We start from the raw sequence: 16,762 nt of genomic DNA on the forward strand, positions 1-16,762 counted from the left end.
TGGTCATGATGTCAATTTTGCTCCTCGTGTCGGGCCATTGTATTCCCCGGTTTGGCCAAGTGGTTTGCTGTGCGGTCGAATCGCTCGCAAATTCTACAATTTTTCGCCAACCAAATTCAGCGGTCTTCGCTTGGCATCGTGCGGGCGATGCGAAAAGACAGGTAGACGCGGTCGAGATAGGCGGAGTGCCAATTCCGCTGTGCCGCGCGTGCATCAAGTGGTTGGTACAGAATTGCACCGCCACGAGTCGCCATCCGAGTTTCTTTGTCAATCGTTGTCAGTGAAATCGCGGGATCGGAAACGGGAGCACTTGCAAACGCCGGATAAGGCTCATACGCTGCATGGCACCACTCCATCGCATTGCCAAGCATATCGAACAGCCCGTAATCGTTGGGCAACAAACGAGCGACCGGATGCATTTTGAAATCTGAATTTTCGGCGGTCCACGCATGCCATCGCAAGCGACGAGAATCGAATCCAAACCAACGTCCGCGACTTGATCCGCCACGACAGGCAAATTCCCATTCGATTTCGGTGGGCAATCGGTAACCAATCCGTTTGTGATAGTCGTGGGGAAGATGCATTCCAGGTTTGATTTCATCGATCGGCGGGTAACACATTTGCGACTCAGGGATCGCTTCCTGTTCGCTGAGCCAACGGCAATATTTTGCCGCGTCGAACCAATTGACTCCGATCACAGGACAGTCATCGCTCGGAGTATAGTGAGACGCAAACGTATGCTCGGGGCGAAATTGGCGAAACTGCGCCGTCGTCACTTCACAGGTGGCGATGGCGTAGCGGCGATCGAGTTGAAAAGGGGTTTGAGCTTCTTTGCTGCCATCGCGTCCTGGTTCGGTCGCCGGCGATCCGGCCCAGATGAGATCATCGGGTTGGATTACGACCATCCGGTCCCCTGCCAAGGAACGGAGTTCGCCTGGGGATTCGATGGGTGTCGATACGTCCAACGCGACATCCCAGGCGGTTGATATCGCCTGGATTGCCGAACGCAGGCCTGGATCCGAGCTTTCCGCATACCAATGCGAAAGTTGGGCGATCACGTCATCCCGACGCGATTCGGAAATGGAATCGGTCGGATAGATGGCTAATGCCATCGCACAACTGCGACGCAGCATGACGTCTTGGTCGATGTTTTCGAGATGGTCGATCAGCCAGTCCGCAGACAATTCAAACGCGGCGAACGATTCGATCACCGCTCCTCGAGTCGCCTCAGAGAAATCGGCCTGCATCGCTGCTGCCATCCGTTGCCGATCGCCCAATTTAAACATCGCAGCTAACAGATTTTGCAGTCGGTTGCACTTGTCGACTTTCTCGGAAAACGCAGTTTGCGGACGCCACCACAGCGACCCAAAGTGCGGTGTCGCGTCGTCGGCCGTCGAGGCGATTGCGAGGCAGACGGGATAGTAGCCTTTGCCCATCGCGACACGTGTTTGCTGCAGATGTTCGCGTCTAGGCTGCGAGGAAATGTTGTGCACTTCGACCGGCAATTCGGACCACCACACCGCGGTGATGTCACGCTGGGAATCGCTGAACAATCGGTTGTCAAATTGTTGCGACACTAGCGTATTGGCGCGGCCGTAGTGGTTTAGGTGGTCATGCCATTTGCGATTTTGACGCCAAGCTTCGCGAAATTCGAGCGGTCGGTCCACTTTCCAGCGAATGGAGGCAAAGTAATCTTCGCCGTCGGATTTTTGAAACGTTAGATTGGTGCGTGGCATCTTAATCCCACGCTCAACCAGCGGTCTCCAGCCGTCGTCGCCATGGACGTCCTGGTGAACGTCGACGTACAGATCAGCGTCCAACAACCCCGAATCGTCGGGAACCTTTATCCAAACGCAGCTGTATTTTTCAGCGTCACCTTGGCGATAGGCGTGCAGCGTGTCGGGAAAGTAACGCTCGGCTCGATGAGCGTTGTTCTGGTCACGAAGCTCATCTGCGGAAACGTCGACGCAGTAACGAGACTCGGCACCATCACGCAATGTCAACATTGCCCAGAAACGCTGCGATCCTATTGTATAGGGTACCAATTCCGTGACCCGGTAACCCGCCTCGGCAAGTTCGTGGATCAGGGGCTGAGCCTCGGTGTCGGCGACTTTATGCAAAACGATCGCATGCGATCCGATTGCCGCTTCGCACCGACGAAGTCGCTCGTCCAGGGTTTTGCTCAATTCTCGGGGAGCAAGTCCTGAGACCGCATCGCGTTTGCCAACGCACCACCACGGTGACCCCCATGGTTGAGTGACGTCAATCGAAGGAGGCTGTTCGGCCACTTCGGTTCGCCATCGTGCCTCGACAGCTTGACGCCCTTTGTCACCATATTTTGCGATTGCATCGGTGTAGGCGACCATTTCGGAAGGAAACGCGTAGGGCAGGTGAGCAACAAGCCTGGGCAAGTCGTTTGCGGCGAATGCCACCAATAAATTAGCCGCGTTAACCGAGTCGTGTTTCCGTGTTTTGTCATCCAGGTGCGAATCCAATAACGGAACCAAGTCTTGGCCAATCGGTTTGAAGGCGTCGCCCCAACGCTGAATCCACAGCGGATTCTCGTTCAGCAAAAGCTTCATCAATCGAGTCAAATTGACTTTGTTTCGCAATTGATCTCGTCGTGACGGATCATTGGCCAGCATACATGCGGCGCGAATCAATTTGTCTCGCGACGCAAGTTGCGTGGACCAGATGTCGGCAAAGGATTTCTCACCGATACAGTTTGCGTGAACATAGTTTTTGGCGATCGTGACCACCTCGTCCACCGGTGCCTCGAGCACATAGTTGGCGAGCAGGTCGGCGGCCTTGGGATTGGAATCGGCGAGCACGAGTGCCGCGCGGACTCGATCCGGTATCAGTGTCTGTTCGTCATTGATTATGCGAGCGGCATCCTCGGTCGCGAAATCCGAATCGTGCAGCGAGGTTGCCAATAAAACCGCATCGTTCATTTTGGCGTCCAACAACCGCTCCATCGCCATTCGGCTGGCGTTGACTTCGTTACGATGATGCAGCCATTGGTAGCCCGAGAACACGATCGTCAAGAGCGTCATGATTGCAAGCGACCATAGTGCCACGTTTGTCAGGTGTCGCTTTTTTGCCGCCTTCATCATTTTTTGCTGCGGGGCATTGCAGCGATGCAAGTCGGTGTATCGGCGAATCGTCAAATATTCGCCAAGCGTTGGCAGCGATTGTGGTAACGGACGAACACGATACAGATCCGAAAACTCTTCCAATCGCAAACGGGCTTTGCCCTTTTTCGTCGAACGGTTTCGGTACTCGATCCATTGCCGGATCGGGGCGATCAGAAAGTCATGCGTCAATTGGTACCCGCCGGACCTGTTTTCGGAACTGCCCGGTTCTGCGGAATCCCCACTGTCGCTCGCATTGCTTGAGTCGGTCGCACTTTGCAGGTCGCTGCTTAGGCTGTCCGTTGCTATGCGGTCGGTGGGAGTGATCAGATGCATTTCGCGGTCCAAGATCGCCAGCAGTTCCCGAAATGAACTTTTCTCGCGATACGATGCGGCTTGCGCAAGTTCTTCTTTGCTGCGAACCGAGCCTTTGATCCGCGAGGTGGCTTCGGGCAGCAGGGCGCGCAGCACGCGATGGGCCCCCTCGGCATGAATCCGAGTTCGTCGTCGAGCCAGCTCGCTATCAAACGTTTCATCTAGAAAACGCATGCCAAGCCCGGCACCACCGTCGTCAAATAGCCCTTCGGCGTGATCCCAAGATCGATTCTTTAACATTTCGGTCAGCAAGGCTAATTGCACACAGATAACACGGCCGCCGGCGGCCAAGTACTGAACCGCCTGGTCCAAAAACTCATTTTGGCTTGGCGATAATTGCTCGCGATTTTCAGGCAGTTTCTGGTACGCGGCGCCGAACAATGCCAACACGTTTCGTGCATGCGACTCGTCGAACAGGTCCACGGCGGTCGCGTTGACGTTTTCGGCAATCGTGTAGTCAAGGGCTTGCATCAACCGTGTGACCCCCATCCAAAAATCGTCGCGAACCATCAACACGCACTGCAAGTATTCACCATCACATTGCCGCAACGCCTGGACCAATGCGGCGCGAGAACCATCGGGGTTGGCAAACAACCATTGCTCGAACTGGTCGATAAAGATCACCACGCGGCGACGCTGTAGACGCCGGATCATCGCAAACGACTCAACCACATCCTGCTGCGGATCATTCGCCGGATCGCGAATCAGCGACAATCTTGAAATGATCTGGTCGTGCAGGGTTCGTTCGGTGTCCTCGGCCGTCGCTTGGACGTAAATCGAAATGACATCGTCGGGCAATCGTGGGATGATGCCGGCGCGAACGAGCGAGGTTTTTCCGCAACCGCTCGGGCCGTAAATCACACCGACGGACACAGGATTCGCATCGGAATGCGTTTCAAATTTCGAGAGCCAAAAGCGGATGATTTCCGGAACGCCGTCACGGTCACGTGGGCCTGGCAATAGTTGCAGAAAGAAATCGGCATCCCGAGTATCAAACGGTCTCAATCCCTTCGGAACCACTTGTGGCAGCGGCGGCGTATTGGGGCTTGTCAAATCGGTTCCGATTGCCGGAATGCCCTGCACCAGCGTGCTGTGAAGCGTTTCCCGGCGTGTGGTGTCCATCGACTCTCGCGGGGCAAGCCATTGTCTAAGATCGTTGGCAAACGCTTCGCCCGTTGGGTAACGCTCGCTGATTGATTTGGATAATCCTTTCAGACAGATTCGAGAAAGTTCGCTGGGAATGTTGGCGTCGATTTGCCGCGGGGGTGTCGGTTCGCTATACAAAATTTCGTCATACAACCCATCGGCGACCGTGGATTGAAATGGTCGCTGGCCGGTGAGCAGTTCGTACATCACGACGCCGATCGAATACAGATCCGATCGGCCATCGACACGGTGTCCCTCGCCGCGTGCTTGTTCGGGACTCATGTAGGCAGGAGTTCCTACATAGGCCGGGCCGCCACGCGGATCGACATCTCGTAACGCCAATCCAAAGTCAGCAACGTAGGGACGCCCTTGTTCATCAATCAAAATATTGCTGGGTTTGATGTCGCGATGTACGACGCCGTGTTGATGTGCAAAAGCAATCGCGTCGGCAACTTGAGCGAGCAAGGTTGCGATCGCTTCGTAGCTGGGGTGTTGTCGGGTTGCCCATTGCGACAAATCGCAGCCGCGAATTCGCTTGGTCACGATGTAGCAGGCAATCTTCGCCGCCGTTGCCGCGCGATAGACCGGAATGATATTGGGATGGTCTAAGCTGGCGATCGCGCGGGCTTCGCGTAAATATAGATTGACCGTCGCGGATTTCGAGACCAGTGAATGATGGGGGATTTTGAGTGCCACGTCGCGCTGTAGCGTCGTGTCATAGGCAAGAAACACCGTTCCAAATCCGCCTCGCCCCAGCACTTCTCGAATCACAAATTCTTCGATTTGTTCAGGCACTTCCTCGATCGGTGGACCTGACTCGGTTCCCAAAAATTCGAAGGTGAGCGATTCGCTATTTTTCGTTTTCTTGGGATCCACGTATTTGCTTTCCAGAGAAACTCGCCAATGCAAACATCGTCACCACCCGAGGATCGTGTTCATTGCGATCAGCGACTTGATCTTCCGACGTTTTTTCCGGTCGAGTCCTCGCCACAGAGTCATTGATTACGTGCCCCGCCGCGATTGTAGCAAAAATTGTTTTGTTTCGAGACTGGCAGCACAGCCACACTGGGGACGAATCTCGAGGAAGAATGCTGGGGAATTTCCCCATGCGTGCTTCGATTGGTCATGGTGGGGCGATTGATTGGGGGTGGGCACCACATTGCCCCGCCTCGGTGCAGGATGATGCGAGGTGCGTCCGGTGCGGTGAACCGACGCGTTTAGGTGGACATCGGCTGCGGTGTCAATCAAGATAGGGCAAACCGCTCCATTGTCCTCCACCCTCGAGAATTCTTGATGCGCACCGATCCTTTCCATTGTCTCGCCGTGATGGCGCTTTCGCTTTTGACCGTGTTGCCAACGTTGGCGGACGAGACCGACAAGGCTGAGAAGAAAACGTCCGAAGAATCCAAGCAGGAAAAAGAGCAGGAAAAAGAGGTCGTCAAGTTCGATGGCGTGTTTGAGTCGTTGTCGAGTCACGAAATCGCGGCCGACACCGAGCAGATCGATTCTTATGTGATCAAGCGAATCTTGCCGCACGGCAACAACGTCAAGAAAGGGGCCGCAGTCGTCTGGTTCGAGACCAAAGAAATCGATGAAAAAATCAGCAAAGCGGAATTCAATTTAGCACTCGCCAAGCTGGCGTTTGAGGAAGCCGAATTTAGTTATGAGCAATTTCGCGAACAACAAGAACTTGACCGCAAAGCTGCTGAGTTAACACGCAAAGAGGCACGGCAAGCCTATGACAACTTTGTTGACGTGGATCGCGAGCAGCAAATTATGTCGGCCGAGGTGCAGTTGAAACGCTCCGAAGAATCGCTCGAGTATGTGGAAGAAGAGCTGAACCAACTCGAAAAAATGTACGAAGAGGACGACTTGACCGAAGAGTCCGAAGAAATCGTACTCAAGCGTGCTCGCCGCGCGGTCGAGCAAGCGAAGTACAACTTGGAATTAACCAAGACACGTACCCAACGGACGCTCGAGCAAACGATTCCTAGTCAACAAGAAAAACAGGAAGCGACACTCGCTCGAGCCGAGTTGGCGTTTGCCAAAACGGTCCAAGATTTGAAGGTTGCACGTCTGAAGCGTGACATCGAACGACGTCGACAAAAAACAGAACTCGACAAAAAGCAAGCCGACTTCAAAACCTTGCAAGCCGAACGCCGTGGGCTTGTCCTCAACTCGCCGATCGATGGGCTGGTTTACCATGGCCAACTGACGCGTGGGAAACTCGGTGACAAGGCTAGCACCTTGGACGTGAAATCCAAAGTCACGGCAAGGCAAGTCGTGGCGACGATTGTGCAGCCCGAGCGGTTGCGAATCACCGCTGACATCAGCGAAGAGCAACGAGCCAAAGTCAACGTAGGCATGAAAGGGACGGCGATTCCGAAAGCGTTTCCCGAGCTGAAATTCCCTGTTACCCTTCAATCGATTGCCAAAGTGCCTTATGCCGCGAACAAAATCGAGTGCACCGTGGTGATCAACGGTAAACTCAAATACGCGGAACTCGTGCCTGGGATGACCTGCAGTATCGAGTTTAAAAAGGCGGACAAGGAATGAGCGGGGCAAGAGATTGGTTGCAAGCGGTGGTGTTCGTCGCCACGGCGGTGATGGTGAGTGGGCCGGTCGTTGCGGAAGAGGCGGCGCTGGCCGATCCGCCGCCGACTCGGTTGCAAAAGCTCGACTTCAGCAAGCCTCCGTCGCTGCCCGAGGTTGACGCGCTCAGTGCCGAAACGATCGAGCAATCGATTCGCAAGGGTGTCGATTTCTTGGTGGCGGATCAAAACCCTAACGGGTCATGGGGATCGCCAACGAACACCAAAGATTTGAACATTTATGCCCCCGTGCCTGGCGCCCATCATGCGTTTCGCACCGCGACCACTTCGTTGTGTTTGTCGGCGCTGATCGAGTGTGCTGCAAGCGATGACGCCGCGGCACAGACCGCGATCGAAAAAGGAGAGGCATGGTTGTTCGAGTATTTGCCAAGGCTGCGTCGCGCCGATGGCACCGCCATCTACAACGTGTGGGGGCATCTGTATTCGATCGAAGCCCTGGTCCATCTGCACAAACGACACGAGGGCGATACGCAGAAGTTAACTGAAATTCGAACCTTAATCGAGCAGCAATATGACATGCTGCGGCGATACGAGTCGGTCGACGGCGGTTGGGGCTATTATGATTTTCGTTACCAAGCCAAACGTCCAACCTCCAGCTCGATCAGCTTCGTCGGTGGGGCTGCATTGGTTGCGATGCAGCAGGCAAAATCGATCGGGATCGATCCTCCACGAAACGTGGTCGACCGCGCGGTGGCTGCAATCAAACGGCAACAAAAACCTGACTTCACCTATTTGTATGGCGAGTACTTAAAAGACCGTCCGATGCGTGAGATCAATCGTCCCGGTGGCTCGCTTGGCCGTTCGCAGTGCTGCAATCTCGCGTTACGCCAATGGGGTGACACGACGGTGACCGACAACGTGCTGAAGCATTGGCTGTATCGGCTCTACGAGCGAAATGGCTGGTTGGACATCGGGCGCAAACGACCGATCCCGCACGAATCATGGTTTCAGGTCGCAGGCTATTTTTATTACTTTGGCCACTACTATGCGGCCATGTGTGTGGACCAGTTGCCGGCTGCGGAGCGTGCACCCTATCAAGCGATGTTGGCGGATCTGATTGTCCCACTGCAAGAAAAGAACGGATGCTGGTGGGATTATCCGCTGTACGATTACCACCGTCCCTACGGCACCGCGATGGCGACGATGACGCTACAGCGTTGTTTGCCTGCAGAGTAAAGATTTTTCGATCTATAAGTTTCCGATTCAAACGTAGCGAAAATCGCCAAGACATTCAGATTGCCGGGGTGCCGAAACTCTTGGCGAGTTTCGCTACGACAGTTATCGATCGCCACCTAGCTGCGAATCATGCGGATCAGGTCGTCATTGGAAAGCTTCGCGGCGGCCTCGGTTCCTTCCATTACACCGGCGACCAGATCACGTTTGGATTCATGGAGTGCCAGGATCTCTTCCTCGATCGTTCCCTTGGCGATGATGCGGTAAACCATCACCGGTTTGTCTTGGCCGTAACGATGGGCTCGGTCGGTGGCTTGGTCTTCGACCGCCGGATTCCACCACGGATCCATGTGGATTACATAGTCGGCCGCGGTCAAATTCAATCCGGTTCCGCCCGCTTTCAGCGAGATCAAGAAGACATCGGCAGTCCCTTGCTGAAAACGATCGACTGCTTGTTGGCGTGCCGTGGCAGGCGTCGATCCGTCCAAGTATTCGTACGTGATTCCGCGTGCTTCGAGCGCCGTTCGGATCAATGCCAAGTGGGCGGTGAATTGGCTAAACACAAGCGCGCGGTGTCCTTCTTCGCGAAGACTATCGAGCGTTTCGCATAGTTGGTCCAGTTTCGCGGACGACTCGGTCCACGTTTCATTGACCAACCCGGCGTGGCAAGAAATTTGACGAAGCCGCGTCAGCATCGCCAGAATTTTGAACCGCTGGTCTTTGATTTCGGTTTGGGATTCGAGCTGTTCGATTTCGCCGATCGCGACCCGCCGCACCTTCTCGTATTCGGCGCGTTCGGCGGGGCTCAGGTCGACATACAGGTTCATTTCCGTTCGCGGCGGCAGTTCTGTCAGCACCTCGGATTTGGTCCGTCGCAACACAAACGGCTTCAAACGCTCGGCCAACGCCTTGCGGGCAGCTTCGTCGTTCTGTTTTTCAATTGGCAAGGCAAATCGTTTACGAAAATGATCCCAGCCGCCAAACACGCCGGGGGAAACGACATGGAACAGACTCCACAATTCGCCGAGATGATTTTCGACGGGCGTGCCTGTCAGTGCCACGGTCCAATCGGCCTTGAGTGCGGCAATTGCCTTGGAGGTTTTGCTGCGGCTATTTTTGATCGCCTGAGCCTCGTCAAGCACGATCGTGCCCCATTGGACTTTCGCGAGTGCTTCGGCATCACGCAGGACCAGTCCGTAACTGCAAATGACAAGGTTGCCAGGACCCACCGATGGCAAAAACTCTTCACGTTCGGTTTCGCGGTACAGATGCACGTTTAAATCGGGAGTGAACCGGCCGGCTTCGCGAGCCCAGTTGAATCCGACCGAGGTGGGGGCGATCACCAAGCTGGGACCGATTTCGGATCGATCCAATAGAACGGCAAGCGTTTGCAGCGTTTTGCCCAACCCCATGTCATCGGCCAAAATTCCGCCGACGCCCCATTCGGCAAGTCGACGCATCCATTTGTATCCGTCGATTTGATAGTCGCGCAGTGTCGCGTCAAGATTCTTGGGGAGCGAGGGATTCAGTTTTTCGGCGCGGTTGAGCCGCGTCAGACATTTCTGCCACGATTTGGCTGCTTTGATTTCGATGTCCGATTCCATCAGATCGCGGATCGCCGGCGCCGCGGTGGCATCGAGTTTTAGTGTTTGACGATCCGCGTGCGTCGCATCATGCAGGCGATTGAGCCGTTCTCGTAGCGAATCGGAAATACGGGCCCAGCCGCCGTCACCGACTCGGACGAAGTCACCCTGGATCGCGTCGGCGGTTACCGAGGAAAGCCCATCCATTAGTTCTTTCAAAGGGACTTTCGTGTCGCCAAAATCACACTCGCCAGTAATGCCAAACCAATTCCGCTTGCTAGTGATATCGACCCGCACATTTTTGCTGGAAAGACTTCCTAGAACCGAGATCGGTTTCTCGCTCCGTTTGTCCCACAGCACCTCGATATCGAGCTCATTTGATTGGAGTTGTTCGATCACGCTCAGCGCGGTGCGAAAATCAGTGATCGTACCGAATCCGGTGCTGTCGTCGATCTCCAAATCAAGTGACTCGGCGATCTGCTGAGCTCGCTGAAACTCGTCCGTGGCAACACGTTGGACTTGTACCGATTTCTGTTCACGCATGATCGTGACGACCATCGGATCCGCCCCCGGGCGCCGCAGTATGCCGGCTGCATCGCGGAAGCGAATGCCATAGTCCATTGCACCGTCACTGCGTGATCTCAGCAACAACGCAAGCGTTGCCGGTTCTTGGATGATCGGTCCGGCATGCGATTCAGGCAGTCGCAACGAAATTCGTTTTTGCAGCGGACGCACTTTCTCGATGACCGCATCGATTTGGTCGTCGTCGAATTGGCCAAGTCCCATGGCATCACGCATCAGTTCGACGTTCTCGCCATTCATTTCGCTCAGATACAAGACACGATTTTCCGAGTCAATGCCCAAGAATGCTTCGGGCGTGCAAAGCACTTTTGTCTCTGGAATTTTTCCGTTTTCATCGGTAAAGCCAAACGCCCATTTCCCGCTTTGCTTCAGTGGCAACAGGGCTAGATAAATGGAGGCTCGAACAATCTGGCAGGGCTCGCCATCAAGCATCACATTGGGCTGATCGACGAGCAATGGCAACGTGTGAAACGCATCCAGAATCAATCCCGATCCACCGTAGTAGTAACTCTCATCGTCGCGAACGATACCCGCGACCACTCGGCGGTCAGCGGTGGTTAGCGGCAAATCCACCTCTTTGACGATCCGGTCCAACGACAATTTCTTGCCCTTGGTGTAGCCACCGCCCCGTTTTTTCTGCATTTGCAGTACGGGGCCGACCGAAATATATCCGTCTTCGAGTTTAAAATCCCATGCGACACGCTGAACTCGTTGCTCTTGAAGAACCGGTAAGCTGTCGTCACCCGAGGCGACGTCATCGGATGTCAGCGAAGAATTAAAATCCAGCAACGCATTCAATCGCCGAATCGCTCGCTCTTTTAAATCGATCTCAAAGCGAGCGTAGTTTGCTTTGCCGCTGGCAAACGTTCCCTGGATGATGTTTCGCGATAGAGGCGAGTTCAAGAATTCCAGTTGGTCCAACAAGTAATCAACGAATTCATATTGATGCAGACAAGCTTGCTTGCCCGCTGCGTCGTCACAATTGCATCCCGTTGATGGCTCGGCATCGTCGACTCGGGCAAACACCTCGAACTTATTTCGTGCAGCGATCACGACGCCATGAAATTCTCCCGTCGAGAAAACCTGTTCGGCGGAACAGCGTACGTGGTTAAAATTGCTCTGTCGGGCGATCGCATGGGGAAACGCGTTGAGCATATCGACCAACCGGTCGTGCCACTGCGAATACCGGCGTCGGCCTGCGTTGGGATCGGCTTTGGGCGGCAATAAAAAAGAGGGCAAGCTCGCGTCATCTGCCGTTGCTCTTGCCTTTGCGAGTTGGGCAAGTGCCGCCCGCATTGCTTGTGGGTCTAAAGATCCGTCTTTCATTGCAGCAAGCCTTGGCGTGAATCGTAACGCGGCGTCATGGTCGCTAAGTCAAGATTAGGGCCCGCGACCGAGATTTGCGTCGTTGTACCAAATTCGCGGTTTATTGCCGAGTCATGACGCCAAAGCCAGCGTCACTGCGCTGGTCGCAGGGGCTTAATGGTTCGCTTGGCCTTTGATCGTCCGCTGGGCGACTTCCCAGGCATCCGCCAAGTGAGTCAGGTAACCGTCAGGACTGAGCAATGACCCCACGTCCTGGCTTTCGATTTCAAACAGCCAGCCTTCACCGTAGGTATCGGCATTGATCACCGATGGGTCCGTCAAGCAAGTCTCGTTGATCGCCACCAAGACACCGGCAATCGGCGCATACAGGTCGCTTTCCGCTTTTTTGCTTTCGATTGCCCCCATCAATTGACGTGACGCGATGGGGGTCGCCGGTTCGAGTGTCCACTCTAGAAAGTAGACATCTTGCAACAGCCGCACGGCATAGCCGGTCAAGCCGAAACGCCAACGATCGTCCGTGGTTTGTAACGCCCACATGTGATTGCTGACGTACATGCGGTCGCCAGGAAACTCGGCGGTAAATTCGCCCATCGCGAACGAGAACGAATCACTGCTCACGTGTAGCGAACCCCTTGGTGCTCAGGCTCGAAGAACGCGGGCAACAAAGCGTCCGCACGCAGCAATCCATCGCGAGTCAGACGGATGGTGTCGCCATCGATCGTGACCAAACCGTCCTCGACATAGCTGTTCCATTGTTCTTGCCAATCCGAGACGATGTCGACACCAAATTTGTCGCGGAAATAGCCGACCTCTAAATAGCCTCGCTTGAGCAGCAGGATCATTTCGCGAACCAAGCGTTGATGATCGGTGGGAACGAACCCACGTCCAAGCGGCAATTCGCCCGCCTCGATGGCACCGAGATATTGTTCGAGTTCAGGCAGGTTCTGGTAATGCACTCCGCTGGCGTGACCAAAGCTGGCGATTCCGGTTGCCAACAAATCGGCGCCCTGCCAAAGGTTGTCGCGGTACGAAAAGTTTACTTTGCTCGGGTCTTTGACCACGGTATAGGCGCTGCTGACGCTGTAGCCTGCGGCGATGAATTCGCTGAATGCGTAGTCGACCCAAGCTCGTTTGGTCTCCCACTCAGCCACGGGGCTTTCGACTTTGTTACCGAGTATGTCCTTGCTGTAGACCGTGTTAAACGGCAACTCCATTTGATAGATCGTGACGCTTTCGGGGGACAGTTCGAGCGTCCGCCGCACGTTCTCTTTCCAATTGTCCCAGGTCTCGCCGACCATGCCGGAGATCAAATCGATGTTGACGTTGGGGAATTGAGCAGCGCTGATCCATTCCCAAGCATTGAACACCTGTTTGCTCAGGTGGGCACGTCCGTTGTCCTCGAGGATTTTGTCCGAAAAGTTCTCAATCCCCAAACTCAGACGCGTCACGCCTAGTTCTTCGCGAAGCGTTTTGACTTTGGTTTCGCTCAGCGTTCCTGGTTCGCACTCGAACGTCACCTCTTCGGCGCCATCCCAAGTGATATGTTCGCGAAGTCGATCGGCAAGCTTGGTGAGCTGCTTCGGCGCCAGAAAGCTGGGCGTGCCACCGCCGAAGTAGACAAACCGGAACGGTCGGTCGCCCATCACGGGCAGCTTGCTGACCATCGAGATTTCGTTGCAAAGCGCATCAACATACCGCTGGACTTCGGCCGCGTTGACGTCGGTGAAAACTTTGAAGTAACAAAACTTGCAGCGCTTGCGACAAAACGGAATGTGCAGATAGAGCCCTAGCGGCGTGTCCTCTTTGGGGGCGTGATGCAACGCCTCTTTGACCGCTGGCAACTCCTCTTTCTTCCACTGGCTGTAAGGTGGGTAGTTCGAGATGAAGTAGCTGCCGACTTCGGTTTTCTTTTTATCGCTTGCGGCCGATGACATGTGGATTGGCTTTGGGCTGTAGGAGGGAAAGGATTCAAGCGGGAGGACGACTTGATGCAAGTCACGTGTTCAGCATCAGATGGGGGCGATTTCAAACGGGCTAGGTAGCGGGTTTGGCAAAGCACCGTACAATACCATTATCATCGGCCACAAATACTTCGCCACCGGCGATTGCAGGCGGCGCGATAAACGAGCCACGAATTTCATATTTCCAGCGTTCGCTTCCGTCGGTAAGTGACAAGCGAATCAGCCGTCCATCGGTCGCCGCGATCCAGACATCGTCTGCGGAGATCACAGGCGATGCATCGGCGCGGCGACGAAGAGTATAACGCCACAAGCGTTTTCCGGTCTTCATCGAAATCGAATCGACCTGTTTGTTCTGGCTACTGACGATCACTTGATCACCCGAGACCGCTGCACTGCCGCGGTACTCTTGCGGGCGATCTTCGTCGATGTAACGCCACTTTTCTTTTTGGTTTTTCCAATCCAATGCCAAAACCGCTCCGTCCATGATCGGCAAAAAGGCATAATCGCCGAGAATCGCCGGTGTGCTGCCGGTGGGCCCCCCGAGCGGAAGCGTCTCTCCGATCGCTTTGCCCGTGTTTAGGTCGACAACGTGCAATTGCCCATCGCATCCGCCCAGGAACGTGCGATCCCCGGCGACGGTGGGGCTGCAGCGAATTTGGTCGTCGGTTTGGTAAGTCCACACCGGCGAGCCGTCTTTGACGGCAAAGCAGTACAGTTTGCCATCTTGGCTGGCGATCAGCACATTGTCACCAAAAAATGCCGCCGAGCCATCGATCTCGCCTTCGGTTTCCGCTTGCCACAGCAGTTTTCCCGTTTTGGCATCGAGAAAATAGAAATTGCCTTCGACATCGCCGATCGCCAGATGCCCGTCGTGAAATGCGGGCGGGGCGGTGAACCCTGTGTCATAATCGTGCGTCCACACTTCTTTGCCGTCGACGCGTGAAATCGCATACAGCTTTCCCATCACGTCGGCTGCAAACACTAAATTATCAGCAATAACCAAGGCGGATTCGATCGCCTCGTCGGCCTTGTATTCCCATTTTACGACCAAATCCTTCGGAACCCTTTGATCGGTCGCCCCGGTCGATTCGGGGTTCCCGCGGGCCAGCGTCCACTCGCTGAGTGACTTGCGAGCCGATTCGTCAGAGGCGGTCCCGGCGGGGGCGGTAGCAATGGCAGCAGAAATTGAGAGCAAAACGACGGCAAATTTGACACAGCCCGCTTTAGAAAACGTGTTTATCTTCAACATTGCAGCTTATTTTTGAGTCTTTGAGATAGCCGGTAGTCAAAATCGGCGATTCCAGCGATTATACGTGCTTGCTTGACCCTGCGAATGCAGGACCGTTCTTCCTCGATGTTTTTTCTGACTTCATGATTTGTGTTAGCCTCGGTCGTGCCCGCCACAAGCGGATGATTGCTGAACATCAGTTTCTCGTTGAACAAGGCGCCCAATTGGTCGAGCTTCGGCTAGATTTCATCGGGCGTGCGGTCAATTTGAAGCGTTTGATTGATGAACGTCCGGGCCCCGTCGTCATCACCTGTCGTCGCCGCGAGGACGGAGGGCGTTGGATGCGTAGCGAGCAAGAGCGTTTGATGGTGCTGCGAAGTGCCATCGCCGCCGGGGTTGAATATGTCGATATCGAGGCCGACATTGCCTCACAAATCCCTCGTTACGGCAATACAAAACGGATCATCAGCTATCACGATTTCGCGGAAACCCCCGACGATCTTGAAAGTTTGGCCGCCGCCATGGCGGATGAGGACGCGGATATTGTCAAAATCGCCTCGATGGCCAACAGCTTCTCGGACAACATCCGTATGTTGAATATGGTCAAAAACGCCAAGCGACCGACAATCGGGATCTGTATGGGCGAAATCGGGATGGTGACCCGAATTCTGGGCGAGCGAGTGGGGTCGCCGTTCACCTACGCGACCTACAGCGCCGACAAGAAACTGGCGCCGGGACAGCTCAATTGGAAAGAAATGAACACGCTGTACCGCTACAAAGAGATCAATGAGGCCACCGAATTGTTCGGCGTCGTCGCCGACCCCGTCGCGCATAGCTACAGCCCGCTGATCCATAACACCGCCTTTTACGATCAGGGGCTGAATGCTCGGTATTTGCCGTTCCGGGTCCCCGCCGACGATCTGCACATTTTCCTGCAAAATGCCCGCAATCTTGGGGTCAGCGGGATCAGTGTCACGATCCCTCACAAAGAGCGGACGCTCGAGTATTGCACGCAAGCGGAATCGAGTGCGAATGGAATTGGGGCGGTCAACACCGTGATTTTCCAAGGCAAAGACAACCTCGGCTATAACACCGATTACCGCGCAGCGATGGATTGCATCGAACAGGTGCTGACGCTGAAAAAAGACGTCGATAAGCCGATGATGGGGATGTCGGTCTTAATTCTTGGCGCTGGCGGGGTTTCCCGAGCGATCGCGTGGGGATTGCGTCAACGTGGCGCCGATATCACGATCGCCTCGCGAACCTTTGAACGCGCCAACCTTTTGGCCTCGGAAATCGGCTGCCGCGTGGTCGAATGGGAAGATCGTCATTCACACAAGGTCAACTTGCTGGTCAACGGAACGCCGATCGGAATGCATCCTGATGTCGACAGCACGCCGTACAACGCCTCGGCAATGAATCAGTTCATGGTCGTGTTTGATACCGTTTACAACCCCGAAAGCACGATGTTGATCAAACATGCAAGAAAGCACGGCTGCCGAATCATCACTGGGATCGATATGTTTGTTCGCCAAGCGGCGTACCAGTACAAATTGTTCACCGGACGCGACGCCCCAATCGCCTTGATGCGAGACACCATCAAACAAGCGACCAACCCAGTTCAATTGAATTAAGCATTTGCGGC

At 54.8% G+C, this 16,762-nt stretch carries 8 protein-coding genes; 3 read left to right on the forward strand and 5 right to left on the reverse strand.

Features of this window, described 5'->3' with window-relative positions; genetic code table 11:
- Positions 1–116 precede the first annotated feature (116 nt).
- Positions 117–5,528, reverse strand: a complete 5,412-nt coding sequence (locus ABD971_RS33505; RefSeq protein WP_345327997.1) for a bifunctional serine/threonine-protein kinase/formylglycine-generating enzyme family protein — start codon at positions 5,526–5,528, stop codon at positions 117–119.
- A 417-nt stretch (positions 5,529–5,945) separates the two neighbouring features.
- Between ABD971_RS33505 and ABD971_RS33510 the strand changes: the two genes are divergently transcribed.
- Both ABD971_RS33510 and ABD971_RS33515 read left to right on the forward strand, forming a co-directional pair.
- The gene (locus ABD971_RS33510; RefSeq protein ID WP_345327998.1) at positions 5,946–7,208 is read left to right on the forward strand and encodes an HlyD family secretion protein; all 1,263 of its coding nucleotides are present in this window, start codon (positions 5,946–5,948) and stop codon (positions 7,206–7,208) included.
- Positions 7,205–8,440 (forward strand): hypothetical protein, encoded by a 1,236-nt coding sequence (locus ABD971_RS33515; RefSeq protein ID WP_425571409.1) that lies wholly within the window; start codon positions 7,205–7,207, stop codon positions 8,438–8,440. Before ABD971_RS33510 ends, ABD971_RS33515 begins: the two co-directional genes overlap by 4 nt.
- Positions 8,441–8,556: 116 nt before the next feature.
- On the opposite strand, the gene ABD971_RS33520 is transcribed toward ABD971_RS33515, so the two are convergent.
- The 4 genes from ABD971_RS33520 to ABD971_RS33535 form a co-directional block, all read right to left on the reverse strand.
- On the reverse strand, positions 8,557–11,928 hold the full coding sequence (locus tag ABD971_RS33520) for a DEAD/DEAH box helicase (RefSeq protein WP_345327999.1): 3,372 nt from the start codon (positions 11,926–11,928) through the stop codon (positions 8,557–8,559).
- Positions 11,929–12,081: 153 nt separating this feature from the next.
- Entirely contained in the window at positions 12,082–12,519 is a 438-nt protein-coding gene (locus tag ABD971_RS33525) for a glycine cleavage system protein H (protein WP_425571418.1), read from the reverse strand.
- 23 nt (positions 12,520–12,542) lie between these two features.
- Positions 12,543–13,862 (reverse strand): coproporphyrinogen-III oxidase family protein, encoded by a 1,320-nt coding sequence (locus tag ABD971_RS33530; RefSeq protein ID WP_345328001.1) that lies wholly within the window; start codon positions 13,860–13,862, stop codon positions 12,543–12,545.
- Positions 13,863–13,962: 100 nt separating this feature from the next.
- A complete protein-coding gene (locus tag ABD971_RS33535; RefSeq protein WP_345328002.1) occupies positions 13,963–15,138 on the reverse strand; it encodes an outer membrane protein assembly factor BamB family protein in 1,176 nt (391 codons plus the stop codon).
- A gap of 122 nt (positions 15,139–15,260) precedes the next feature.
- Between ABD971_RS33535 and aroE the strand changes: the two genes are divergently transcribed.
- On the forward strand, positions 15,261–16,751 hold the full coding sequence (gene aroE / locus ABD971_RS33540; RefSeq protein WP_345328003.1) for a shikimate dehydrogenase: 1,491 nt from the start codon (positions 15,261–15,263) through the stop codon (positions 16,749–16,751).
- The last annotated feature ends 11 nt before the right edge of the window (positions 16,752–16,762 follow it).

It is taken from the genome of Novipirellula rosea, from assembly GCF_039541335.1.
Classification (GTDB): Bacteria; Planctomycetota; Planctomycetia; order Pirellulales; family Pirellulaceae; genus Novipirellula; species Novipirellula rosea.